This window comes from Cellulosimicrobium marinum, from assembly GCF_020551945.1.
Classification (GTDB): Bacteria; Actinomycetota; Actinomycetes; order Actinomycetales; family Cellulomonadaceae; genus Cellulosimicrobium; species Cellulosimicrobium marinum.
In genome coordinates this window covers 141,056-166,523 of record NZ_JAJBZH010000001.1, presented here as the reverse complement: position 1 = coordinate 166,523, position 25,468 = coordinate 141,056, and the positions used below count along the sequence as shown (strand labels likewise).

17 protein-coding genes and 3 tRNA genes are annotated in these 25,468 nt (G+C 72.5%); 6 read left to right on the top strand and 14 right to left on the bottom strand.

What is annotated here, in order from left to right:
* Positions 1-13 precede the first annotated feature (13 nt).
* Positions 14-6,127, bottom strand: a complete 6,114-nt coding sequence (locus LGQ04_RS00705; protein WP_229241560.1) for a glycoside hydrolase family 2 TIM barrel-domain containing protein — start codon at positions 6,125-6,127, stop codon at positions 14-16.
* 472 nt (positions 6,128-6,599) lie between these two features.
* On the opposite strand from LGQ04_RS00705, the gene LGQ04_RS00700 reads away from it, so the two are divergent.
* The 4 genes from LGQ04_RS00700 to LGQ04_RS00685 all read left to right on the top strand — a co-directional run bounded on the left by LGQ04_RS00700 (position 6,600) and on the right by LGQ04_RS00685 (position 14,029).
* Complete coding sequence (locus LGQ04_RS00700) at positions 6,600-7,895, top strand: ABC transporter substrate-binding protein (protein ID WP_229241559.1); 1,296 nt, start codon at positions 6,600-6,602, stop codon at positions 7,893-7,895.
* Between the two features lie 134 nt (positions 7,896-8,029).
* The gene (locus LGQ04_RS00695; protein WP_229241558.1) at positions 8,030-8,932 is read left to right on the top strand and encodes a carbohydrate ABC transporter permease; all 903 of its coding nucleotides are present in this window, start codon (positions 8,030-8,032) and stop codon (positions 8,930-8,932) included.
* On the top strand, positions 8,929-9,831 hold the full coding sequence (locus tag LGQ04_RS00690; protein WP_229241557.1) for a carbohydrate ABC transporter permease: 903 nt from the start codon (positions 8,929-8,931) through the stop codon (positions 9,829-9,831). Before LGQ04_RS00695 ends, LGQ04_RS00690 begins: the two co-directional genes overlap by 4 nt.
* A 250-nt stretch (positions 9,832-10,081) precedes the next feature.
* The gene (locus LGQ04_RS00685) at positions 10,082-14,029 is read left to right on the top strand and encodes a discoidin domain-containing protein (protein ID WP_229241556.1); all 3,948 of its coding nucleotides are present in this window, start codon (positions 10,082-10,084) and stop codon (positions 14,027-14,029) included.
* Positions 14,030-14,107: 78 nt separating this feature from the next.
* On the opposite strand, the gene LGQ04_RS00680 is transcribed toward LGQ04_RS00685, so the two are convergent.
* From LGQ04_RS00680 to LGQ04_RS00650, 7 genes are all read right to left on the bottom strand, one after another.
* Positions 14,108-14,740: a GyrI-like domain-containing protein gene (locus LGQ04_RS00680; protein ID WP_229241555.1), complete on the bottom strand. Its 633-nt coding sequence runs from the start codon at positions 14,738-14,740 to the stop codon at positions 14,108-14,110.
* 9 nt (positions 14,741-14,749) lie between these two features.
* The gene (locus LGQ04_RS00675; RefSeq protein ID WP_229241554.1) at positions 14,750-15,748 is read right to left on the bottom strand and encodes an alpha/beta hydrolase; all 999 of its coding nucleotides are present in this window, start codon (positions 15,746-15,748) and stop codon (positions 14,750-14,752) included.
* Between the two features lie 72 nt (positions 15,749-15,820).
* Positions 15,821-16,426 (bottom strand): TetR/AcrR family transcriptional regulator, encoded by a 606-nt coding sequence (locus LGQ04_RS00670; protein ID WP_229241553.1) that lies wholly within the window; start codon positions 16,424-16,426, stop codon positions 15,821-15,823.
* Between the two features lie 125 nt (positions 16,427-16,551).
* Positions 16,552-16,953, bottom strand: a complete 402-nt coding sequence (locus LGQ04_RS00665; RefSeq protein WP_229241552.1) for an ectoine synthase — start codon at positions 16,951-16,953, stop codon at positions 16,552-16,554.
* Between the two features lie 32 nt (positions 16,954-16,985).
* Positions 16,986-18,284, bottom strand: a complete 1,299-nt coding sequence (ectB, locus tag LGQ04_RS00660; protein ID WP_229241551.1) for a diaminobutyrate--2-oxoglutarate transaminase — start codon at positions 18,282-18,284, stop codon at positions 16,986-16,988.
* A 99-nt stretch (positions 18,285-18,383) separates the two neighbouring features.
* Positions 18,384-18,905 (bottom strand): diaminobutyrate acetyltransferase, encoded by a 522-nt coding sequence (ectA, locus tag LGQ04_RS00655; protein WP_229241550.1) that lies wholly within the window; start codon positions 18,903-18,905, stop codon positions 18,384-18,386.
* A gap of 365 nt (positions 18,906-19,270) precedes the next feature.
* Positions 19,271-19,343 (bottom strand) — tRNA-Arg (locus tag LGQ04_RS00650).
* Between the two features lie 232 nt (positions 19,344-19,575).
* Between LGQ04_RS00650 and LGQ04_RS00645 the strand changes: the two genes are divergently transcribed.
* Together LGQ04_RS00645 and LGQ04_RS00640 are read left to right on the top strand one after the other, a co-directional pair.
* A complete protein-coding gene (locus LGQ04_RS00645; protein ID WP_229241549.1) occupies positions 19,576-20,331 on the top strand; it encodes an ABC transporter ATP-binding protein in 756 nt (251 codons plus the stop codon).
* Positions 20,328-21,698 (top strand): FtsX-like permease family protein, encoded by a 1,371-nt coding sequence (locus tag LGQ04_RS00640; protein WP_229241548.1) that lies wholly within the window; start codon positions 20,328-20,330, stop codon positions 21,696-21,698. Before LGQ04_RS00645 ends, LGQ04_RS00640 begins: the two co-directional genes overlap by 4 nt.
* Positions 21,699-21,761: 63 nt before the next feature.
* On the opposite strand, the gene LGQ04_RS00635 is transcribed toward LGQ04_RS00640, so the two are convergent.
* The 6 genes from LGQ04_RS00635 to LGQ04_RS00610 all read right to left on the bottom strand — a co-directional run bounded on the left by LGQ04_RS00635 (position 21,762) and on the right by LGQ04_RS00610 (position 25,450).
* Positions 21,762-21,853 (bottom strand) — tRNA-Ser (locus tag LGQ04_RS00635).
* Between the two features lie 132 nt (positions 21,854-21,985).
* Complete coding sequence (locus tag LGQ04_RS00630; RefSeq protein ID WP_229241547.1) at positions 21,986-23,278, bottom strand: threonine/serine exporter family protein; 1,293 nt, start codon at positions 23,276-23,278, stop codon at positions 21,986-21,988.
* Positions 23,279-23,421: 143 nt separating this feature from the next.
* Positions 23,422-23,506 (bottom strand) — tRNA-Ser (locus tag LGQ04_RS00625).
* Positions 23,507-23,612: 106 nt separating this feature from the next.
* Complete coding sequence (locus LGQ04_RS00620; RefSeq protein ID WP_372469859.1) at positions 23,613-24,287, bottom strand: GTP-binding protein; 675 nt, start codon at positions 24,285-24,287, stop codon at positions 23,613-23,615.
* 295 nt (positions 24,288-24,582) lie between these two features.
* Positions 24,583-24,990, bottom strand: a complete 408-nt coding sequence (locus LGQ04_RS00615) for a DUF742 domain-containing protein (protein WP_229241546.1) — start codon at positions 24,988-24,990, stop codon at positions 24,583-24,585.
* A 10-nt stretch (positions 24,991-25,000) separates the two neighbouring features.
* Positions 25,001-25,450: a roadblock/LC7 domain-containing protein gene (locus LGQ04_RS00610; RefSeq protein ID WP_024839165.1), complete on the bottom strand. Its 450-nt coding sequence runs from the start codon at positions 25,448-25,450 to the stop codon at positions 25,001-25,003.
* Between the last annotated feature and the right edge of the window lie 18 nt (positions 25,451-25,468).

Here is a 25,468-nt window from a genome sequence, read left to right as displayed (position 1 = left end):
TCGGGGGTTCTCGTCAGCCGCAGGCCGGGGCCTCGTGCTCCGGGCCGACGACCGTCTCGCCACCGGTCCCGTCCGACGGCCGAGCGGTGACCGTGACGGCGTCGGCCTGCGGCTCGGCGCCACGGACCGCGAAGGACTGGTAGGCGTTCTTCCCCGGCGCGACGCCGGCGAAGGTCTTCGTCCCGTACGGCGTCACGATCTCGACGTCCACGGGGACGTCGTCGTCGTTGACCACGCGGACCGCGAGGTACGGCCGGCCCGCGAGGCACCGGACCTCGGCCGTCGCGGTCACCGCGACGCCCTGCGGCTCCTCGGGCTGCTCGATCACGCCGTCCACGCCCTGCCCGCCGAGGCGGACCGTGACCTGGTCGAGCGCGGTCGCCGCGGACGGGTAGGAGTGGTCGAGCACGCCCCGGCCGTCGGCCGAGACGAACGCGACGTGGTCGAGGCCGTCCGTGCCCTCCACGAGGCCCTCGAGGGCGAGCACGGCACCCGGGGCGAGCCCGGTGCCCTGCACGGTGACCTCGCCGGTCTCCCCGTCGAAGGCCACGTCGACCGTCGGGTCGCCGCCGGGCACGACCTCGCGCAGCGCCACGTGGGAGAAGGACTCCTCGCCGGCCGCGAGGTCCTGCGTCCACGCGCCCGCCACGGGGGTGAGCGTGCCGTCCTCGACCAGCAGGTACGCGAGCCGTGCGGGCGTGGTGCCCTCCGGCAGCGCGATCGGCAGGTCGCCGTCCTGGTTGCCGTCCTCGGTGTCGAACGTGACCTCCTGGTGGCCGAGGACCCGGCCCTCCGCGTCGTACGCCACGGCGATGCTGCGGATCTTCTTCCCGGTCGGCTCCGTGCTGAGCAGGTAGCCCACCGACGCCTGGGTCTCGCTCACCTGAGACGTCAGCCGGATCATGTCGACGGGCTCGTCGAGCTCGTCCCCCACGAACGTCACCTGCGGGTCGCCCCACACGCCCTGCGCCGGACCGGTCGAGCCCTCGACGGGGAGCATCACGAGGCGCAGCGCCTCGTACGGGTGACGCTCGCCGTCCTCGTCGGCCCAGGTGAGGTCGAGGTCGAACCGGTGCGTGCCCGCCTCGGCGTCGCCCGCGTACCCCTCGCCCGCGAGGACGGGGGACGTGCCGAGCTCGTCCCAGCCCTCGGCCGGGAGGTCGCCCGACGCCGGGTCGGCCGCCGCGTAGTAGCCGTTCGTCAGGGCGGCGGCGTCGCGCGCGCCCCAGACGGCGAACCGGACGGCCGCCCCCTCGGGACGCATCGTCGCGTCGACGCCGACGTCCGCGGTGAACCGCAGCGCGTCGCGGTGCGACACGTCGACGTCGAGGACCTGCTGGGCACGGCCCGCGAACCCGTGGTCGTACGTGACGACGTCGTCCCCGTCGGCGAGGCGCAGCGCCGTGTCGCCGTCCACGCCCTCGCTCCGGTCGACGTACACGCCGCCCGACGCGCTGTAGGCGTAGAGCAGGTTGCCGCCGAGCACGGCCGACTGGTCCTCGCCGTCGGGCGTGATGCTGCCCGGCGCGGTGACGAGGTCGCTCAGGTAGGCCTGCTGGCCGTCGGGGGCCTCGGCCCGCTCGAACGCGATCTCGTACCGCTCGGTGCCCACGCGCACGGTCGCCGTGCCGGGGACCTGGGCGGCCTGGCGCACCTGGACGTACAGGCCGGTGTCGTGGTCCACGGTGACGGTCGGCACGTCGGCGCCCGACCCGAGGGTCACGGTGTACTCGTGCACGTCCGGGTCGAAGCCGGGCAGCGTCGCGCCGTCGAGCTCGACGCCGTGGAGCTGCGGGTCCTCGGGCAGGTCGACCGCGATGCGCGGGTCGCCCCACACGCCCTGGTCGTGCCCGTTGTCGCCGTTCGCGTTCATCACGAGGCGCAGCGCCTGGTAGCGGCCGGTGGTGCCGTCCGCGTCGTAGGTGAGCGGGACCTCGTCGAACGTGAAGTCGTTCCGGCCGGAGATCACGGGGCTGCTCGCGAGCTTCGTCCAGCCGTCGGTGACGATCGTCCCCGTCCCCGCGCTGCCCGGCGCCATCGGCGCGTAATAGTCGGCGGTCAGCGCGCCGACGTCGCGGTGACCCCAGACCTCGAAGATCACCGTGGAGCGCGTCGCGCCCGACCCGGACCACTTCGACGGGTCGATCCCGGCGACCGCCGAGAAGGACTCGACCGCGTGGTCCGAGACGTCGAGGTCGATGATCTGCTCGGCGTTGCCCTGGAACCCCTTCGCGTAGGTGCCGCTCGCCGTCTCCAGCCCCGCGCCCGTGCCGCTCACGTTCTCGAAGATCCGCGAGTAGCCGCTGTAGGCGTAGAGGAGGTCGCCGACGCCGGGCGTGCCGCCCGTGTAGGCGCCCGAGCCGGACACGCCGGCCGGGACCTCGACGAGGTCGGGGACGGACACCACCGGTGCGCGCTCCGGCGCCGCCTCGATGTGCACGGTGTAGTCGACGGACGACGAGCCGGACGTCACGTGCAGCACCGCGGTGCCGGGGACCCCCGTCGGCTGGTCGATCGTCACCGTGGTGCCCTGCGGCGCCGTCGCCTCGACGACCGGGACGAGCGACTCCGGGTAGTACTCGGGGAGCACGTGGTCGTAGTCGAACGTCTCCGGGGTGAAGCCCTCCAGCGGCTCGCCGTCGATCGTCACGGAGTCGAGCAGCGCGTAGGTCGGCGCCGGGTAGATGGCCTTCGACAGCGCCATCGGGTCGGAGCCCGCCTCGAGCGGCGTGAGCGTGTACGTGTAGTCGAGCAGGTCGGCGTCGGTCTTGGGGATCATCGCCGACGGCGGCTCGGAGCCCCAGTCGAGGTTGCCGACGCCCTTCTGGTGGTCGAGCACGCGCAGCACGACGTCGTCGGTGCGCTCGGCCTGGTACGGGTACCGGTTCTTCGAGTTGTAGGAGGACAGCGCCTCGGGCGTGTAGTGCAGCGCGACGGCCTCGAGCGGGTCGCCCGAGTAGCCCTCGCCGTACGTCATCGAGGCGAGCAGGCCCGTCCCGTCGTCGTCGGTGAGCGCCATCCAGCGCACGTCCGTCGTGTTGCCGTTCTCCTGGATGCGGGGGTAGGCCACGAACCGGTCGGTGACCGTGCTCGACCACACGCCGACGTTGTTGCCGGCCTTGCGGTCCCAGTAGGTCTCCGACGGGCCGCGCCCGTACCACTCGACGTTCTCGAAGCGGCTCGGGAGCTGCATCATCATGCCGAACTCGCCGAGCTGGTCGGGGGCCTCGGCGGAGGCCACGAGACGTGCGCCCACGACGACCGTCCCGTTGGCGTAGACCGTGTACGTCGTCGTGTACGCGCTGCCGTTGGCCAGGGTCGCGTTGACCACGATCTTCGTGGTCCCGCCGTCGCCGCCGAGCGTGTTGACGGAGACGTCCTGCAGGTCCTCGCCCTGGTTCAGCCACCCCTGGTAGCCCTCGGGGGTGTTGAGGTTGTGCGCGTTGCCGCGCACCGCGCCGTTCTGGTCGGTCTCCGCGCGGAAGAACGACCCCACGGGCGCCTTGGTGACGAGGTCCTCGCCGTCCACCTGGTAGGTGTCCAGGAGGCCGGTCGTCCTGTCGACCGCGACCGTGAACGGCGAGCCCTCGGGCGTCGTGCCCGTGACGGTGACCGCGTCGTCCGTGGTCTCGGTGGCAGCGGCCCCGAGCGCCTCGACGTCGACGAGCTGGTCGACCCCGTGGGCGTCGAGCGCGAACTGCGCGCTGCCCTGCACGTACCCGGCGTCGGCGTACGGCGTGTCCTGCTTCAGGCGGTACTCGACGAGGAGCTGGTACTCGGCGCCCGGCGCCGGGTCCTCGATGCCGTAGGGCAGGGTGACGGTCGTCGTGGAGCCGGCGTCGACGTCGCCCGTGGGCGGCGCGAGGTCGGCCTCGGCGTCCGTGAGCGTGCCCGTCCGGACGGTCTCGCCGTCCTCCTGGAGCGACCAGACGACGTCGTAGTAGTTCGCGTTCTTGAACCGGTTGAGGTTCGTGATCGTGACCTCGTGCGCGGCGCGCTGCTCCTCGGACTGCGAGAACTTGAGGTCCTGGAACTGCTTCTTCACCTCGTAGGCCGCGGGCTTCCACGACCGGTCGGGGAACAGCACGCCGTTCATGAGGAAGTTGCCGTCGCCCGAGACCTGCGGCCAGCTGCCGTCCATGCCGAAGAACAGCTCGTCCTCGGTCACGCCGTCGGACGTGTCCGCACCCTCCTGGAGCGTGAGCGCCGACTGGTCGACGTAGTCCCAGATGAACCCGCCCTGCTGGCGGTACGAGCCCTCCATGATGTCGACGTAGCGCGACAGCTCGCCGCCCGTGTTCCCCATGGAGTGCTGGAACTCCATCATGATGAACGGCTTCTCGGCGGTGGGCCGGTTCGCCGCGTTGTACGCGGGGTACATCGCGCCGATCATGTCGACGCGCGGGTTGCCGTTGTCGCCCTGGTAGTGGACGAGCTTCTCGCCGTCGAGCTCCTTGATGACGTCGATCATCGTGTCGAAGTTCGGGCCGGTGCCGGCCTCGTTGCCGAGCGAGTAGATGATGACCGACGGGTAGCTCTTGTCGCGCTCGACCATGCTGCGCATCCGCTGCTCCATCGAGGCGGTGTACCGGGAGTCGTTGCCCGGGAAGTCGCGGCTGGTCAGCGACGGGTCGATCGCGTACGGCGTGTTGTTGATGCCGTCGCGCCCGTTGTGGGACTCGACGTTCACCTCGTCCATGACGTACAGGCCGTACTCGTCCGCCAGGTCGAGCAGGTGCGGGTCCGGCGGGAAGTGGCTCGTGCGGATCGCGTTCATGTTGAGCTGCTTGGCGTTGCGCACGTCGGCGACGACGTTCTCGTACGGCACGTGGTGGCCGTACGCGGGGTCGTTCTCGCCGCGGTTGACGCCGTAGAACTCGATGTTCTGCCCGTTGATCGTCATGTTCGACGTCGAGTTCGACGTGCCGGCGTTCGCCATCGCGAACTCGCGGAAGCCGACGCGCTTGCCGAACGTCTGGAGGGTCGTGCCGTCCTCGTCGGCGAGCTCGAGCACGAGCGTGTACAGGTTCGGCAGCTCGGCCGACCACAGCGCGGGGTCCTCCACCGTGGTCGCGAGGCTCGCCGTCCCGGTCTCCCCCGGCTCGACGGCCACGGGCGCGCTCACCGGCTCGCCGACCGGGTCGCCTGCGGCGTCGAACAGGTGCGCCGTCACCGTGCGCGCGGCGGCGTCGTCCGAGGTGTTCGCCACGTCGACGTCGACCTCGAGCTGCGAGGAGGAGTAGTCCCCGTCGGCGAAGGTGGTCTCCACGTCGTAGTCGTAGACCGAGACCTCCGGCTGCACCGTGAGGTAGACGTCGCGGTGGATGCCGCCGAAGTTCAGGCCGTCCTGGTTCTCGAGGAAGCTGCCCGTGGTCCAGCGGTGCACCTGGACCGTCACGAGGTTCTCCCCCTCGTGGACGTAGTCGGTGACGTCGAACTCCGACGTGCTGAAGCTGTCCTCGCCGTAGCCGACGACCGCCCCGTTGACGTACAGGTAGAAGCCGGACTCGACACCGAGGAACGACAGGATCAGCCGGTTGTCGGCGAGGTCGTCCGCGGTGAGGTCGAGCGTGCGCATGTAGGTGCCGACGGGGTTGAACGCGGTCGGCGCCTGCGCGGCGTCGAAGTCGCCCTGGTTGGCGACGCCGCCCCCGGAGGACTGGAACGGGTAGTCCTGGTTGTTGTAGATGGGGAAGTCCGTGCCGAGCGCGCCCGCGTACTGCCCGGCCACCTGCCAGCTCGACGGGACCTCGATGTCCTGGTAACCGCTGGCGGGGATGCTCGTCACGCCGGACACGTCGGGCTTGTCCGCGGGCTTCGACACGTAGTTGAACTGCCACGTCCCGTTGAGCAGGCGCACGTCGGGCGACGAGCGCTCCGCCTCGTACAGGGTCGGGCTCGCCTTGGCCTGCTCGACGGTGTCGAACGGGACCATGACGGCGCGGGCCGGCGTCTGGCCGACCTTCACCGCGCCGGGGGTGGTCCACTCGGTGCCGGTGACGTCGCCGTTGGCGACCGCGGCGGCGGCTGGTGCGGCCGCGGCCGGGACGACCAGTCCCGAGACGGCGAGCCCGGCGGTCGTCGCGAGCGCGACGCCGATCCGGGCGATCCTGCGGTGGGGGTGCATCTGGTCGGACCTTCCACTCGATCGCGGGCCCGGTGCGACCGGCTGGGGGCGCGGGGTCGGGCGTCGCAACTTCTCTCCTTCGAGACGGTCGCGCGTGTCGTGTCGTGCCGGCGGTGGCACGGTCCGTCGGTGGATCGACGACGCGCCCCCTGATCGTACACATGCTCCAACAGAAAACAACACATCCAACCGTCACTGCACACGCACCGCACAGGTTCCGCATCCACGGCCTCCCCCGACCCACCCCTCGCCCGCAGGAGCGCACCGGACTTATCGGACGTTGTGTCCAAGTCCTGACGGTCAGATCACGAAAGAGACTCGGTTGCGTTCATTTCTTGACATCAAGGCGCCCGCGACGTTGTATGGGCGTCGGGTTCGAGGGTGCACCGATGCGCCCGGCCCGCGAGGAGCCCTTCCCCCCGGCTCCCCCGCGGGTCCCCCACGACCGAAGAAGGCGTAGGGAAAGATCACGATGCGACTCAACCGCAGGACGAGCGCGACGGTGGCCGGTGCCGCCCTCGTGGGTCTCGCACTCGCCGCGTGCAGCAGCGGCGGTTCCGGTGACGACAGCACCGACGGAGCGAACGGCGGCGGCAGCGACGAGGTGGAGGTCTTCACCTGGTGGGCGGCCGGTTCCGAGAAGGCCGGCCTCGACGCGCTGGTCGGCGTGTTCGACGAGCAGCACCCCGACATCGAGTTCGTGAACGGTGCGGTCGCCGGTGGCGCCGGCTCCGCCGCGAAGGACCTCCTCCAGTCCCGCCTCCAGGCGCAGGACCCGCCGGACACGTTCCAGGCGCACGCCGGTGCCGAGCTCCAGGACTACATCGACGCCGCGCAGATCGAGGACGTCTCCGACCTGTACGACGAGTTCGGCCTCACGGACGCGTTCCCGGCCGACCTGGTCGAGCGCGTCACCTCCGAGGACGGCGCGATCTACTCGATCCCGTCGAACATCCACCGTGCGAACGTCGTCTGGGCCAACCCGACCGTCCTCGAGGACAACGGCATCGACCCGGCCGCCGAGTACGCGGACCTCGACGCCTGGATGGCCGACCTCGACACGCTGCAGGCAGCGGGCGTCACGCCGCTGTCCGTCGCGACGACGTGGACCCAGGTCCACCTCCTCGAGACCGTCCTCCTCGCCGAGCTCGGCGCGGACGCGTACAACGGCCTCTGGGACGGCTCGACCGACTGGGAGGGCGCCGAGGTCACCGGAGCGCTCGAGCAGTTCGAGAAGCTCATGGGCTACACCAACAGCGACCGTGACGGGCTCGACTGGCCCGAGGCCACCCAGCTGGTGATCGACGGCAACGCCGCGTTCAACGTCATGGGCGACTGGGCCGTCGCCGCGTTCGAGGAGCAGGACAAGGTCCTCGGTACCGACTTCACGGCGTTCCCCGTCCCGGGCACCGACGGCACGTTCGACTTCCTCGCCGACTCGTTCACCCTCCCGGTGGGCGCGCCGCACCCCGAGGGCGCGAAGGCGTGGCTCGAGACCGTCGGCTCGCTCGAGGGCCAGGTCGCGTTCAACCAGGCCAAGGGCTCCATCCCGGCCCGCACCGACGCCGACCCCTCGGAGTTCTCCGAGTACCAGCAGACCGCGATCGAGTCGTTCGGCCAGGACACCATCGTGTCCTCGCTCGCGCACGGTGCCGCCACGCCCGTCGCGACGCTCAACGCGATCTCCGACGCGACGAGCAAGTTCACCACCGGTGGGTCCGACCTCGCGACCTACCAGTCCGAGCTCGCCGCCGCCGCGCAGGGCTGACCCCCTCGGAGGCGGGCCCGTCCCCCGGGCCCGCCTCCCTCGCGCGAGCCGCCGCGCGTCGTCGGACCGACGACGCGCGGCCGGCCCGCGCCGACCGTCCTGACGCACACCCCCCGACACCGGGAAGACCAACCATGCTCAAGTCCCTGCGGCGAGCCGGCCCCGCGCTGCTCATGCTCGCCCCCTCGCTGATCCTCGTCGGCGTCTTCGTCTACGGGCTCATCGGCGCGAACTTCCAGACCTCGATCACCGACAACCACACCGCCGCGCAGGCCACCGGGCAGCAGCCGTCGGTCGTCGTGTGGTTCCAGAACTACCTCGACCTGCTCGGCAGCGAGGCGTTCCAGCACTCGCTGAAGAACCTCGTGCTGTACACCGTCGTGTTCCTCGCCGGGACCATGATCATGGGCTTCCTGTGGGCGTGGATGCTGGACAAGCCGGTCAAGGGCGAGGGGATCTTCCGCTCGATCTACCTGTTCCCCATGGCGGTCTCGTTCGTCGCGTCCGGTGTGGTGTGGCGCTGGCTGCTCAACTCGAACCAGGACGAGCAGGCGAGCGGCCTCAACCGGCTGTTCCAGATGGTCGGTCTGGACTTCCTCCAGAACAACTGGTGGAACAACGTCACCTGGGGCATCACCGCGATCGCGATCCCCGCGATCTGGCAGCTCTCGGGCTACGTCATGGCGCTCTTCCTGGCCGGCTTCCGCGGCATCCCCGAGGAGCTCCGCGAGGCCGCCCGCATGGACGGCGCGAGCGAGTGGAAGCTCTACCGGCACGTGATCTTCCCGCAGCTGTCGCCCATCGCGCTGTCGGCGCTCATCATCATCGGTCACATGTCGCTCAAGGCCTTCGACCTCATCATGTCGATCTCCAAGCCGTCGAACTACCAGACCAAGGTCCCGGCCGTCGACATGTACGTCTTCAAGTCGAGCTTCGACTACGCCAACGCGGCGGCGGTCGGCTCGATCCTGCTGATCATCGTCGCCGTCGTCATCGTGCCGTACCTGATCCGCACCAACCGTCAGGAGAAGCGATGACCACGACCTCCACCCCGGCGGTCCCCACCCCGGACGTCGTCGGCACGCCGCGGGAGGTGCGTGCGGAGCGTCCGCGCAACCGGTTCGGTGTCGCCCGCACCCTGAAGTACGCGGCGCTGATCTTCTTCCTCGCCGTCGTGCTCATCCCCGTGTACGTGCTCTTCGTGACGAGCTTCAAGGGCGCGGGCGACGCGTCCCCGGCCCGCGCGTGGGCGCTGCCGCAGGAGTGGACGCTCGACAACTGGCAGACCGCCTGGACCCAGCTCTCCCCCGCGATCTGGCGCACGCTCCAGATGGTCGTGCCGTCCGCGATCATCGCCGCGTTCCTCGGCTCGCTCAACGGCTTCGTGCTGTCGCGCTGGTCGTTCAAGGGCGCGAACCTCGTCTTCACGCTGATCCTGTTCGGGATGTTCATCCCCTACCAGGCCGTGATGATCCCCCTGAACCAGCTCGTGCTCGACCTGGGCATCCCCAGCGGCGTGCCGTCGCTGATCCTGCTCCACGTGGTCTACGGCATCCCCATCACCACGCTCATCTTCCGCAACTACTACATGAGCGTCCCGCACGAGCTCGTCGAGGCCGCGCGCGTCGACGGCGCCGGCATGCTGCGGACCTACTGGTCGATCATCCTGCCGATCTCGATCCCGAGCTTCGTGGTCGTGCTCATCTGGCAGTTCACCTCGGCGTGGAACGACTTCCTCTTCGCCGTGTTCTTCTCCTCGAGCCAGAACGGCCCCGTCACCCTCGCGCTGAACAACCTCGCGAACGGCGCGCTGCTGCAGAACTACGGCGTGTCGATGGCCGGTGCGCTCTTCGCGTCCCTGCCGACGCTGATCGTGTACATCATCCTCGGCAAGTACTTCGTCGGCGGCCTGATGTCCGGCTCGGTCAAGGGCTGACCCTCTCGCCCACGCGCGCGAGGGAGTACCCCGGTTCCTCGAGGTAGTACTCCGGTCCCGCGAGGGAGAACCCTGGTCCCGACCAGGGTTCTCCCTCGCGGGACCGGGGCACTGCCTCGGCGGGCCGGGGTTTCTCACGTGCGCCGATGCACGACCTCACGCACGTGCCTGGACTTTGCCAGACAGCGCTGTCAGAATGGCGCTGGGCACAGCCGCCCCCTCCCGACGACGCCGACGAGAGAGCACCACCATGACCCCCACGCCCGCACCGACGCGCAGACGCTCGCGCCGTCGACGTCCGTTCGCCGCCGTCCTCGCGACGGCGGCCCTCCTCCTCCCCGGGGGTCCGGCGCTCGCCGACACCACGTCCCCGTCGACGGACGAGCACGCGTACGGCGCACCCGACGCGATCGCCGCCGACTTCTACGGCGCGCTGCTGCGCCACACCCGCTGGGTCGAGTCCGTCTGGGACGAGTCCGCCGGCGTCTACCAGAGCAAGGACATGAACTTCGCCGTCGTCCTCGGCAACGCGGTGCTGCTCACGCACGGCGAGTACGACGCCGAGGTCGCGGGCGTGTCGGAGGACGAGCTGCGCGCGCAGACGATCGCGACGATCGAGCACTACGCGGCGACGAACCGGTTCGTCGACCCGGCGGGCACGTGGGGCAAGAAGCTGTTCTGGGACTCGACGTTCCAGTCCTACTTCCTCGACGCGGGTCGGCTGATGTGGGACGAGCTCGACGCGACGACGCGGGACAACCTCACGACGATCGCCGTCGAGCAGTCGCGGTACACGGCCGACCTGGACTTCGGCAAGGACCCGCTCTCGGGGAGCTGGACGGCGGACTGGCCGACGGGCAAGCACGAGGGCGACACCGCGCAGGAGGAGGCCGGCGTCTACACGCAGGCCCTCGCGCCCGGCCTCGCGTGGGTGCCGGAGGACCCGGACGCGAGCCGCTGGGCCGAGCAGCTGGGCGACTGGGGGCGCAACGCGGCGGGCCAGCCGACCGCGGACCGCAACAACCCCGCCGTCGTGGCCGGCGAGCCGGTCTCGACGAACACGATGCAGACGATCTACGACACGTACCTCGTGGAGAACCACGGGTCGTTCGGGCCGCACTACCAGTCGGACATCTGGCGGTCGGGCGCGCGCAACGCGATCCACTTCCTGCTGAACGACGAGCCGCTGCCGGAGATCCTCACGCGCCAGCCGAACTCGGCGGAGCTGTGGGAGTCGATCAAGATGGTCATGTCGGAGCAGGGCGAGCCGTTCATGCCGATGGTCGCCGACCGTGAGTTCCTCTACGGGCGCGACGTCCTGCCGATGGCGTTCCTCGGCCAGGTGCTGCGCGACCCCGACGCCGCGCGTGCCGAGGCGGGGCTCGCGGCCGCGCTGGAGGACTACCAGGCGTACGCGCCGGTCGACCGCCTGACGAAGTTCTCGGGCGAGCCGAAGTACGAGCCGGAGGCGCGCGCCGAGATCGCGATCTCCTACCTGCTGCACGTGGAGGCCGCCGAGCACGAGGACGGCCCCGTCGTCCCGACGCCCGAGGACGAGTTCTTCGCCGGGCTGGAGGGTGTGCGCGACTTCGGCGAGGGCCCGGGCCTGACGGTCCAGCAGTCCGACGCCGCGTGGGCCGCCGCCGGGAGCAAGAAGGGGTTCGTGAAGTTCCCGTGGGTGCCGGGGCACGACTCGTGGCTGTTCCACGTCTCGGGCTCGACGCCGTACCTCTACCCGACCACGGGCTCGACGGTCGACGAGCGGCACGTCACGACCTACACGGAGCCGCGCGACGGCTTCGAGGGCACGTCGTCGGTGTTCCGCATCGGTGACGGCTACGCGGGGCAGGTGACCCTGCCGACCGGGTCGGCCGTCTACGCCTCCACGGGCGCCGGCCCCGACGACGCGAACCTGTCCGTCCGCAACCTCGACATGGGCGGGTACTCGGGCCTCGACGGCTCCCGCACCTACACCACGGCCGACGGCGAGACGACGGCGTCGCTCCCCGTCACGCGGCCCGCCGACCCCGCGGACGCCAACGCCGCGCGGGTCGACGACCTCGCCTTCGACCCCGTCGAGGCCCGGTACGTGCGCGTGCTCGGCCAGCAGGGCAACGCCCGCTACGGCTACTCGGTGTACGCGCTGCACGCCTACGCCGACGAGGAGTCGACGACCGACCTGGCGGCGGGCCGCCCGGCGTCGGCGTCGAGCGAGGACGCCGGGAGCGGCCGCACGGCCGCGCGCGTCACCGACGGCAACCCGTCGACGCGCTGGGCCGTCGCGGTCTCCGAGCGCACGCGTCCCGACTCGTGGCTCCAGGTGGACCTCGGCGAGCAGACCACCGTCGGCGCGGTGCGCGTCGCGTGGGAGGCGAGCGCCGGGCTGCGGTACCTCGTGCAGACGTCGGACGACGGCGTGACGTGGGAGACGCAGACCGCCTACGGCAAGGCGCCGGCGGACGTGAACGTCTCGCGCCTCGACACCGTGGACCTGGTCCCGGCGGGCGCCGACGAGCCCGCGCCGGTCACGACGCGGTACGTGCGCATGCAGGGCGTGCGCGGCAACCCCGAGTACGGCTACTCGCTGTACCACCTGCGCGCGTTCGCGCCGGACGGCACCGACGTGGCGGCCGGCAGGCCGGCGACCGCGTCCAGCGCGGACGGCTCCCACCCGGCGAGCGCCGTCACCGACGGCAGCGCGTCGTCGCGCTGGGCCGTCTCGCGCGACGACCGCACGCGCCCCGACTCGTGGGTCCAGGTGGACCTGGGCGAGCCGGTCGACGTCGCGCAGGTCCAGCTCGGGTGGGAGTCCGCCGCAGGCCAGGAGTACCGCGTGCAGACCTCGCTCGACGGCGAGACGTGGCACGACGCCGCGCGCTTCCGGTACACGGGCGACCTCGTGCTCGAGTCGTCGGGCGACTGGCTCAACGTCGAGGGCGAGGCGGGCTTCGTCGTCCGCGGGTCCGACGCGCCGATCAGCGTCTCGAAGGCGACGCAGGCGCGTCACGTGGTGCGCCTCGCGGACGGGTCGACCGGCCCGCGCCTCGTCGAGATGGTGCCGGGCGACGCCGCGGCGACCGCCGCGCAGGCCGCGCGGGCCGTCCCCACGACGGACGCCGACGGCGTGCACGTGAGCGTCGTCGACGGCTACCTCGTCGCGTTCAACCTCACGGCGTCGGACGTCGCCGCGACGGTCACCGTGCCGCACGACGGGGACGCCGTGCGCGTCTACGTGGGCACGCAGCGCGTGGGCGCCGAGGCGTCGACGCTCGACGTGGACGTCCCGGCGGGCGACGCCGTGGTGCTCGCGCCGCGCGCGACGGTCGCGCTCCAGGGCGGCGGCGCCCCGGCGGGCGTCACGGTCGCGGTGCCCGACGCGCGGACCGTGCGTCTCGTGGCCGGCGACCGGCCGGTCCGCGTCGAGGTGCGCAACACCGAGACGGGCGCCGAGCGCTCGGCGAGCGCGACGCCGTCGGGCACGACGGTCCGCTTCGCCGACGCGACCGCGTTCCCCGTGGCCGACCTGGCGCTGAGCACGCTGACGTTCCCCGCGTCGGTGCTGCCCGAGGGCATGACGTCGCCCGCGCTCGCGGTCGACGGCGACGCGTCCACGGCCTGGGTGCCCGGGCCGGACGGCCGCATGGTCGTCGACCTGGGCCGGTCGCAGGAGATCGGCGAGGTCGTCACCGCGTGGGCGGGCGGCGGGGCACCGGCCTCGGTCGTCTCCGTGAGCGACGACGGCCTGACGTTCACCGACGTCGGCGAGCTCCGGGCCGGGGCACCGAGCCGGACCGCCGAGGTGGGCGTGAGCGCCCGCTACGTCGCGCTGAACACGACGTGGCAGGAGGGCGACCCGGCTCTCACCGCGCTGCGCGTGCTCGCTCCGGGGACGGCCGACCCGGGGCAGCCGGAGGGCGTGCACGTCGGCACGACCGCCGAGCCGCGGTGCCTCGCCGGACGTCCGTACGTCGCCGTGCGCGTCGTGAACGACGACGACGTCGCGCTCGACGTCGAGGTCGCCACGCCGTTCGGCTCGCGGACGTTCACGTCCGTCGCACCGGGCGCGAACGCCTACCAGTCGTTCGCCGTGCGCGGGGCGGCCACCGGCGACACCGCGACCGTCACCGCCCGGCCGTCCGAGGACGCCGACGAGCGGGAGTCCGTCGTGACGACGGAGGTCGAGCCGCCGGCCTGCTGACACCCGCCCGCCGAACCCCGGGTTGTTCGTCGACCGAGACGTCGGCTGACGAGGAACCCGGGGTTCGGCATGTCCCGCTCAGACCGGACGGACGGGCTGACGCAGGACGGTGCGCAGCCGCTCGGGCGCGGTGCGGCGCGGGTCGCCCAGGTAGATCTCGTGGTGCGGCCCGGCGAACGTCAGGCCGTGCTCGGGCAGGTAGACGTCGTGGAGCGCGGCGAGCACGGGTCCCTCGTCGTCGTACGAGCCCACGTGCAGCGTCTGGACCGACCGCCCCTCGACGAGCGTGCGACGCTCGACGCGGTCGAGGGCGGGCAGGTCCTTCGTGTCGCGCACGGTCCCGGTGACGTCCGCGACGAGCGCGGCGTCGACCCAGTCCGGGAGCAGCACGAGCATGGTCCACCGCCACGCGTCCTTCTCGCGCCGCACGAACGTCCCCGGGTCGTCGGCCGTCCACAGCCCTTCGAGCGGCGCGACGACGTAGTCCCGCCCGAGCTCGCGCCGGCTCGCGAACTTCACGGCGTACGACAGCCCGAAGAGCGTCTCGACGGCCTCCCGGTACGACGTCGCCGTGTTCGGGTCGCCCTCCCCGTCGACCGCGAGGTAGGTCAGCGTCGGGACGTCGACCTCGACGAAGCGACCGCGCGGCGGGGCGTAGAGGGCGCGGTGGAGGTGCTTGAGGTCGACCTTGTCGTGGGCGTCGGCGGCCATGAGGGCACGCTACGACGCCGGCACCTCCGCGGCGACCGTCCGCACGGGCGTCACGTAGTCGACGACGGCGCGCACGACCTGCGGGTCGCGCAGGAGCCGGTGGTGCCCGAGCCCGTCAGTCGTGAGCAGCTCGCCCTCCGGCCACGCCCCGGCGAGCGCCGCCCCGACGGCGTACGGCACCTCCTTGTCGGCGCGGTCGTGCACGACGAGCGCGGGCGGGACCGGGTGGGAGCGCAGCGTCTCGCGGACGTCGAGCTCGACGAGCGGTCGGCCCGCCAGCGCGGCGAGGCGCGCGGACAGCAGCCCGCGGGTGCGCTCGTCGAGGCGCAGCAGGTCGGCGAAGGCACCGAGCTGACCGACGACGTCGGCGATGGCGGCGACGAGGACGAGGCGGGCGGCGGGCAGCCCGTCGCGGACGGCGAGGACGGTCGTCGCGGTCCCGAGGGAGTGCGCGACGACAGCGGCGGGCTCGCCGTGCGCGGCGACGACGGCGGCGAGCGCGTCCGCCATCTCGGGCATCGTGCTGCGCCGGGGGCCGAGCCGTCCGGGCCCGGAGTCCCCGTGGCTCGGCGCGTCGAACGCGACGACCCGGAAGCCTGCCTCGCGCAGCGGCCCGACGAACGCCCCCAGCTGGCCGCGGCGCCCGCCCCAACCGTGCACGAGGTAGACCGGACGCCCCTCCCCTCGCGCGCCACGGTCGGCGACCTCACCGGGCCCGGCGGTCGCCGGCCCCCAGGTCTCGACGACGACGCGTGCGCCGTCCGCCGTCGTCACGGTCCCCAGGGTCCCCGGGTCGGGGCGGACGTCGCGACGGCGGCCCGCGCCGTCGGGCGGGGTGCACCACAGGTCGAGCGCGTACCGCGCGGCACGCTCGGGGGCGACGCGCTGCAGCAGCGCGAGGCGACCACGGACGACGGCGAGCGCGACGGCGGCGCGGCGGCGCCGTGCCGCACGGCGACGGTCAGCAGCACGAACGGTCGTGCTTTTCCTGGCGGGTGCGTCTGCCACGGGACGATCCTCTCGACGGGTCGAAGACGAAGACGAAGACGGGAGCGGGGGCCTGGGATGACGTGCGAGCCGTCAGGCCGCCGGGACGGGTGCGGTGCGCGCGGCGTCGAGCAGGGCCTCGAACGACCGGCGCGCGCGACGCTCGGCCTCCGGGTCGGCCATGAGCACGTGCGCGTGGTGCAGCGCGAGCATGACGCCGTAGAGCTCGGACGCGAACTGCTGCGGGTCCACGTCGTCCCGGTACCCGCCCTCGGCGACGCACGTGCGGAACACCTGCGCCACGGCGTCGTAGAGGTCCTGGTGGTCCCGGACGAGCTGGTCGCGCACCGGGCCGTCCTGCGCCGCGAGCTCCGTCGCGGCCTTGACGAACAGGCATCCGCCGGGGTGCTGCCGCAGGTCGCACGCGAGCCACCGCTCGAACAGGTCGCGCAGGCGCGGCTCGCCGCGCGGGGCGCGCAGGGCCGGGCCGACGACCGTGTCGACGAACTCCTCGCGCGCCTGCCCGAGGACCGCGAGCTGCAGGGACTCCTTGGAGCGGAAGTGCGCGTACAGGCCGCTCTTCGACAGGCCCGTCGCGCGCGCGAGCTCGCCGATCGTCAGACCGGACAGCCCGACGCGGTACGCCGCCTCGACGCCGCGGTGCAGGATCTCCTGCCGCGTCTCCTCGCCCTTGCTCACGGACGCGACAATAGCACGGTCGTGCTGAAAGCGGTCCGCGTCCGCACGCGCCGAACCCCGGGTTGCCCGGCACGCGGCCGCGTACCTGACGAGCAACCCGGGGTTCGGCGGGACGGTCCGAGCGGTCAGACCGCGGCGGGCTCCTCCATGACGAGCGGGTACACCCCGTTCTCGTCGTGGACCTCACGACCCGTGACCGGCGGGTTGAACACGCACACGCACGTGATGTCCGTCCGCGGGCGCACCGTGTGCTTGTCGTGGTCGTTCAGCAGGTACAGCGTGCCCGGCGCGAGCTGGTGCACCTCACCCGTGGCGAGGTCCTCGATCTCGCCCTCGCCGGACGTGATGAACACCGCCTCCACGTGGTTGGCGTACCAGAAGAAACTCTCCGTGCCCGCGTACAGCGTGGTCTCGTGCACCGAGAACCCGACGCCCTCCTTCGCGAGGACGATGCGCTTGCTGCGCCAGTTCTCGCTCCGGACGTCGGCGTCGGTGTCGGTGATCTCGTCGAGGGTGCGGACGATCATGGGCGGACCTCCAGGGTCGGTTCAGGGGCGGGTCAGGAGAGGACGGCGGCCAGCGACGCGTCGATGATCGCGAGCCCCCGGCGCAGCTCGTCCTCCGTGATCGTCAGCGGCGGCAGCAGCTTGACGACCTCGCCGTCGGGGCCCGACGTCTCCATGAGCAGACCCCGCGCGAACGCCTCCTCGCACACCCGGCCGGCCAGCTCGCCGTCGGGCAGCTGCAGCCCGCGCGCGAGACCGCGGCCCTTCGAGATCAGGCCGTGGTCCGGGTAGCGCGCCACGAGCGAGTTGAAGTGGGACTCGACGAGCGCACCCTTCGCGAGCGTGGACCGCTCCAGCGTGTCGTCGGACCAGTAGGCGCGGATCGCCTCCGTCGCCGTGGCGAACGCGGGCGCGAAGCCGCGGAACGTGCCGTTGTGCTCTCCCGGCTCCCAGATGTCCAGCTCGGGGCGCACCAGCGTCAGAGCCATCGGCAGCCCGTAGCCCGAGATGGACTTCGAGAGGCAGATGATGTCCGGGACGATCCCGGCCTCCTCGAACGAGAAGAACCCGCCCGTGCGGCCGCAGCCCATCTGGATGTCGTCGACGATGAGCAGGATCCCGTGGCGCGTGCACAGCTCCGCGAGGTGACGCAGCCACTCGGCGCGCGCCGCGTTGATGCCACCCTCGCCCTGCACCGACTCGACGATCACGGCGGCCGGCTCGTTGAGCCCGCTGCCGCCGTCCTCGAGCAGCCGCTCCAGGTAGACGAAGTCGTCGACGTCGCCGTTGAAGTAGTCGTCGTACGGCATCGGCGTGGCGTGGACCAGCGGGATGCCCGCCCCGCCGCGCTTCATCGAGTTGCCCGTCACGGACAGCGCACCGAGCGTCATGCCGTGGAACGCGTTCGTGAAGTTGATGACCGACTCACGGCCCGTCACCTTGCGGGCGAGCTTGAGCGCCGCCTCGACCGCGTTCGCACCGCCCGGGCCGGGGAACACGACCTTGTGGTCGAGACCGCGCGGGCGCAGGATCGTCGACTCGAACGTCTCGAGGAAGTCGCGGCGCGCCGTCGTCAGCATGTCGAGCGAGTGGACCATGCGGTCGTCCGCGAGGTAGTCCAGCAGCACCTTCTTCAGGCGCGGGTTGTTGTGGCCGTAGTTCAGCGAACCCGCACCGGCGAAGAAGTCGAGGTAGGCGGTGCCGTCCTCGGCGTGGACGGTCGCTCCGACGGCGCGGTCGAACACGACGGGCCAGGCGCGCGAGTAGCTGCGCACCCCGGACTCCAGGGCGGTGAAGGCCGTCGGGTCCTCGGCGGCGTGCGCGTCGGTCGTCGGGAGGGTCGGGGTTGTCACGAAGGAGCACTCCTTGTGGTGGTGCGCACGGGTGCGAGGAGTCGGACGAGGGCTGCGGCGTCACCCGCGCGCCGGACCGGCGCAGCCCGTGGTCTCGGGTCAGCGTGGACGGATGCCGTCGATGACGAGCATCGGCTCGTCCACGTGGGAGTCGGGGAAGTGGTCGGCCGTGAACAGCGGCGCCGTCTCGATGGTCGCCCCGCGACGGGCCGCCCAGCGGACGAACAGCGCGCGCGACGCGACGTTGTCCTCCGCGACGGTCGTCTTCACGGTCGTCACGTCGGGCGCGGCGTCCACGAGCGCGTCGAGCAGTCGCCCGGCGACGCCCTGCCCGCGCACGGCCGCGTCGACGGCGACCTGCCACACGAACAGGTGCGCGACGTCGTCGGGGAGCCGGTAGCCGGACACGAACCCGACGACACGCTCCCCACCCACGGCGTCCGCGTCGGGGACGACCGCGACGCGGCACGTGTCCGCGAAGTGCTCCGCCAGGAGCAGGTAGGCGTAGGAGGAGTTGAGGTCGAGCTCGCCCGAGTCGCGCGCGACCCGCCACATGGCCGATCCGTCCGCCACCGTCGGGCGGCGCACGCGGACGGGTGGCCCGACCGGGGGGTCGGGCACGGCACCGTCGGTGCTCAGGGTCGAAGGGACGGAGGGCGCGGCGTTCGTCGTCGTCGGGTCCATACCGTGACCGACCCTAGGCACAATGCCCACGGAAGCGCACCCTCCGATGCCCGATCGATGACGAATCCGTGCCGCAGAGGCCGCGATGATCCGCAGCAGGCTGCGGATCATCCGGGTCAGGTATCGATTCGATCACAGTGCGACCGGTCGTCTCCCATCGTGAGAACCCGGCTTCCACGACGGCAGGTCGCCACCGGCACGACGGCACGCACGACGGCACGCACGACGGCGGCCGGACGGCCGTCCCGTGCGGGAAACGACGAGACCCCGGGACCATGTGGTCCCGGGGCCTCGTCGTGCGGTGCGCCCGGAGGGATTCGAACCCCCAACCTTCTGATCCGTAGTCAGATGCTCTATCCGTTGAGCTACGGGCGCCGGTCGTGCTGGGCCGTTGATCGCTCACCGGCCGTCGAGAAGACTACCGTGTCCGCGCGGCGATTCCCAATCCGATCCGCCCCCCAGGGCCCGCACGTGACCGACGCCACGGACGCACCCGGCCTCCGCCCGGCGTCGCACACCCCCGTCCGCCCCCGGGTGGAGGGCGCCCCGGCGAGGACCGCACCACGGCCGGACGCGCCGGCCCGGCCCGGCGACGCACGATCGACGCATGACGCCCACAGCCCCCCGACCCGCCGTCGGACCACCCCTCGTCGCCCACGGCCTCACGAAGGTCTACGGCACCGCGCACGCCACGACCCACGCCCTCGCCGGCGTGAGCCTCGCCGTCCACCCCGGCGAGTCCGTGGCGATCATGGGCCCGTCCGGCTCCGGCAAGACCACGCTGCTGCACTGCCTCGCCGGGATCGTCACCCCGACGTCCGGGACCGTGACGTGGCGCGGGCAGGACCTCACCACGCTCTCCGAGACGCGCCGCACCGTGCTGCGCCGCGAGGACTTCGGCTTCGTGTTCCAGTCCGGCCAGCTCCTGCCCGAGCTCCCCGCCGTCGAGAACGCCGCCCTGCCCCTCATGCTCGCCGGCACCCCGCGCGCCGAGGCGACCGCCGTCGCGGCGCGCTGGCTCGCCCACCTCGGCCTCGCCGGCATGGACCAGCGCCGCCCCGGCGAGCTGTCCGGCGGGCAGGCGCAGCGCGTCGCGATCGCCCGGGCGCTCGTCGCCTCGCCCGGGGTCGTCTTCGCCGACGAGCCCACCGGCGCCCTCGACCAGACGACCGGGGCCGAGGTGCTCGACGTCCTCGTCGGGGCCACGCGCGCCTCCGGGGCCGCGCTCGTCGTCGTCACCCACGACGCCGGCGTCGCGCGGCACTGCTCGCGCACCGTGACGATGCGCGACGGGCTCGTCTCCGGGGAGTTCCACGCACCCGGCGCCGGGGTCACGGTCCCTGGTCCGGAGGGCGCCCGATGACGACCGTCGACCTGTGGTGGCTCCTGCGGCGACGCAGCACCGACGACCGCGACCCCCGCGCCCTCACGACCGCCCTCGCCGTCGTCGCCTTCGCCACGACGACCGCCGTCCTGCTCGTCGTCGTCGGCGGGTTCGGGGCGTTCCTCGCCCGGGCGGGCGGGGTCGAGGGCGTGCGGGCGGGCTTCGAGGGCGTCACGCCCTACGACGCGCAGTACCCGTTCCTCGCGGGGATCGCGAGCCTGCTGCTCCTCGTCCCGCTCGTCACGCTCGGCGGCGCGGCGGCCCGCCTCGCCGTCGCCCGCCGGGACGCGCGCCTCGCCTCTCTGCGCCTCGCGGGTGCCACGCCCCGCCAGGTCACCACCCTCACCGTGCTCGACGCCGCGGCCCAGGCCGTCGTGGGAGCGCTCGCCGGGGTCGCCGGGTACGGGCTCCTCCTGCCGCTCGTCGCCCGGCTGCGGTTCCAGGGGCGTCCGTTCGAGATCGGCGAGCTGTGGGTCGGTGTCCCCGCCGTGCTCGGCGCGGTGGCGCTCGTCGTCGTCGTCGCGCTCGTGTCCGCCCTCGCAAGCCTGCGCCGCGTCGCGATCACCCCGCTCGGCGTCGCCGCCCGCGTCACCCCGCCCGGCCTGCGCGCGGCACGGCTCCTCACGACGGGCGTCGCGTTCGCCGCGCTCCTCGTCGCGACCAACGTCTCCCTCGGCTCGCCGGCCGTCGTCGTCACGGTCCTCACCGCGGTCCTCGTCGTCGGGTTCGCGACGCTCAACGTCGTCGGACCGTTCGTGCTGTGGGTCGTCGGACGCATCACCGCACGACGCGCGCGGCACGTCGCGACGCTGCTCGCCGCGCGCCGCGTCGTCGACAGCCCCCGCTCCGCCTGGCGGTCCGTCGGAGGCGTCGCGCTCGCGACCTTCGTCGCGGGCCTGACCAGCATCTTCGCGCTCCTCGACCCCGGCGTCGGCGCGGACCCGGCCGAGCGCCAGTACCTCACCGACCTCAGCACGGGAGGCTTCCTCACGCTCGCCATCGCCGGGGTGCTCGCCGCCGTCTCGACGGGCGTCATGCAGGCCGGGCGCGTCGTCGACCAGCGCCACGAGTACCGCGCCCTCGTCCTCGCGGGCACCGACCTCCGCACGCTCGACCAGGCACGGTTCCGCGAGACGCTCGTCCCCCTCGTGGCGAGCGTCGGGGTCGCGACCGTCGCCGCCCTGATGTTCATGGCACCGGTCATCGGGTTCGGCGCCTTCACGAACGTCGCGGTGGTGGCCCAGTTCCTCGCGTGCGTCGCCGCGGCGTCGACGCTGGTGCTCGCCGGTGCGGGGGCGTCGAGGTTCGTCGTGCGGGGCGCGCTCGCCACCACCGGGACGGCGTGAACGCCCGCCAAGCGTCTGCGGGCAACAGAAAAGGCCCCGGGCGAGATGCAGCCGGAGCCTTCCTGGCGGAGACGGAGGGATTTGAACCCTCGAACGGGTTGCCCCGTTACCACCTTAGCAGGGTGGCGCACTAGACCTGACTATGCGACGTCTCCTCGCGGGACCGGTCCCCGGGCCACCTGATCGCCCGGGACAGCACCCGCGTCGCCCAGGGTACCGGCGGCACCCGCGCACGACCAAACCGCGCCCGCGGCGCGCGCACGAGGAGCTGCCCGGGCGCCGTCGGCCTAGCGTTCGAACGTCCACCGCGGGTCCGTGAGCATGCGCGCGACCGCCAGGCCGATCGCCAGCGCGACGACGACGAGGCCCGTCTCCACCGCGTAGGCGAGCGCCTGCGTGGTCGCCCCGGTGTTGAACTCGTAGACCGCCCGGTAGGCCGTCACGCCCGGGACCATGATGACGACGGCCGGCACCGAGACGGTGATGCGCGGCACCCGCAGCGCCGGGGCGACCACGGCGGCCAGCAGCCCGACGAGCAGCGCCGCGGCTGCGGCCGCCGCCTGGGGCACCGCTCCCCCGTCGACCAGGGCGAGCCGCCCCACGTTCGCGACCGTGCCGATGCCCGCCGCGCCCAGCGCCATGGTCCACGGGCTGTTGAACATGAGCGCGAAGCCGAGCACGCCGAGGAAGCTCGCGAGGGCGCGCAGCAGCACCAGCGCGGGCTCCGCGATCACCGGCGGCGGGACCGGGTCCGGGGCGAGACCCGCCACGGCGGACACGCCCCACACGGCCAGCGCCGCCGACGCGAGGACCATGAGGGCGTACGTCAGCCGCGCCACCCCGGCCGAGAAGTCGAGCTTCGCGAGGTCCAGCGCCCCCGTGACGAGCGCGAAGCCCGGCACGAGGAACAGCACCGCCGACACGTACCCCGCCTCGTGGCTCCCGTCGACCCCGGCGAGCGACGAGAGCGCGACGACCAGCCCCAGGTACGTGAGGCTCGCCACGGCCGCCGCGAGCATCGTCACGCCGAACTGGTTGATCCCGCGGTGCAGCATCGCCCGGCGCACCCCCTGACCGAGCGCCGCCGCCACGAGCACCGCGCCGCACTCCACCCAGCCGCCGTTGTTGAGGAACGCGAACGCCGCGCACGCCAGGCCCGCCCAGAGCGCATTGAGGACCGGCCCGTAGAGGGGCGGGCGCGACGCGATGCGCTCGAGTCCCGCCTCGACGTCGTCGAGGCGCGCCGACGTGGGCAGGGACGCGGCGAAGCGCTCCAGCTCGTTCAGGCGGTCCGCGTTGATCCCGACCGCACGCACCTCCGTGAGCTCCGTGCGGAAGATCGGTCCGCGGTGCGACGTCGCCGTGATCTCCGTCAGCGTCACGTGGGCCGCCACCCGGTCCAGTCCCAGCGCACGCCCCACGCGCCACATGTGCGACTTCACCCGGTAGCTGCCCGTGCCGGCCGACAGCGCGAGGCGCCCGATCCGCAGCACCGCTCCGGAGCGACGGATCAGCTCGACGGGTTCGAGCGCGGACTCGTCCGGCGCGGCACGCACCGGTTCGGGGGGCTCGGTCGTCACCCGGTCATGATCCCGCACGTCTCGCCGGTCGGCACGCGCCGAAGGTCCCGCGTCGCTCGGCCCGGGACACCGTTCCCCGCGCGCGTGCTGGACGACGACGCCCGGTGCGCGCTCGAGGGCACGCACCGGGCGTCGGGGCACGGCGGAGGGCGAGGGATTCGAACCCCCGGTGCGTTGCCGCACAACGGTTTTCAAGACCGTCACATTAGGCCGCTCTGTCAGCCCTCCTCGGGCTCGCGCCCGGCGTGCCATTCTGGCACGCCCGCTCCGTGCACGACGACGGCGGGCCACCTCGGGAGGTGACCCGCCGAGCGGCGGTGCGTGCGGCCCGTCGTCAGGCCGCGCCGCGCAGCTGGCGCATCGCGAGCTGCACGAGCGCGATGAGCGTCTGCTTCGTCGCGGCGCGCGAGCGCGCGTCCGTGTAGAGCATCGGCACGTGCGCCGGGATCTGCAGCGCCTCGCGCACGTCCTCCAGCTTGTGCTTGGCCACGCCGTCGAAGCAGTTCACGCCCACGACGAACGGGATGTTGCGCGACTCGAAGTAGTCGATCGCGGGGAAGCACTGCTCCAGGCGGTCCGTGTCGACGAGGACGACCGCGCCGATTGCACCGCGCACCAGGTCGTCCCACATGAACAGGAAGCGGTCCTGACCCGGCGTGCCGAACAGGTAGAGCAGGAGGTTGCCCGCGAGCGAGACGCGACCGAAGTCCATCGCGACCGTCGTGGTCGTCTTGCGGTCGGTCACGCCGCCCGCGTCGTCGACGCCCACCGAGTGCTCCGTCATCGCGGCCTCGGTGTTGAGGGGCTCCACGTCGGAGATCGACCCGATGAACGTCGTCTTGCCGACCGCGAAGCCACCGGCCACGACGATCTTCACGACCGTCGGCGCGGTCCGGCGCTCGACGGGCGCCCCGCCGGCCTGCGGCGGGGTCGCGGCCTGCGGCGGCGTGGCGGCCTGCCGCGGAGCGGCGGGCTGCGGCGCGGTCTGCGGCTGGGGTGCCACGGTCACGGACGCACCCTGCGGTGCAGCCGTGGCCTGCGGCGCCGTCGCCGGAGCGCCCTGGTGCTGCGCGGTGGGCGTGGGGTGACCGGCTGGCGGCTGGGCGGACGCCTGCGGCTGGGCGGACGCCTGCGGCTGCGCCGACGCCTGCGGCCCCGCGGGCTGCTGCCGCGGCGCACCCGCGGCGGCCGGGGCCACCTGCGGAGCGACCGTCGAGCCCACCGGGGGGGACGTCACCGCAGACGGCCCACCGACGGGCGCCCACGACGGACCTCCGTGCGGCTGCGGCGCCGTGCCGGAACCGTCAGAGGGTGGAAATGCCATTGAGAACACTCTCCAGAACGCTCAGGGACAGGCCCGAGTGGTTGCTTCCGTGCCCCGTGTGGACGTTGAGCGGGGTCGACGTGTGCACGGTGACGTAGTTGTCCTCCTGCAGGTCCGCCACGAGCACCTTCGTCACCCCGAGGGGCAGGCGCAGGAGCGCGGACAGCTCCGCGATCGAGACGTACGTGTGCGCGGCGTGCTGCAGGATCGAACGCTTCTCCGGCGGGAGGCCGTAGCTGTTCACCGCGCCCGGCATGACCTCGACGAGCGCCTCGAGCGGGAGGTCCGACGTGGCCGACCGCACGCGCCCGCCGGTCACGGCGTACGGGCGCACCGTCGCCGCCTCGTAGCCGTCGCCGTGCGCTGTGCCGAAAGGTACGTTCGTCATCGATCAGACCTCATCCCACGGGGGCTCGGGTTGCACCGTCAACGGGGAGGCTACCCCGCATCTCCGAGATGAGCTGCGGCGTCAGGGTCGCCTCGGTGCGAGAGACCAGCAGCGCCATCTCGTAGCCGATCAGGCCGATGTCGCAGTTCGCCTCGGCCACGACGCCGAGGACCGACCCGTTCGACACGTTCATGAGGAACAGGAAGCCGTTGTCCATCTCGATGATGGCCTGGCGCACGTTGCCGCCGTTGAGCTGGCGGGCCGCACCCCGGGTCAGGCTCGACATGCCCGAGACGATCGCGGCGAGCTGGTCACCGCTGGTGCGGTCCAGCTGGTCCGACATCGCCATGAGCAGGCCGTCGGCCGACACCACGAGCGTGTGCCGGCTCCCCGGGACCGTGCGCACGAAGTTGTCGAGCAGCCACCCGAAATTCGTGGCCTCGGTGCTGAGCGCGTTCACTCTTCCTCCTCGTCAGTT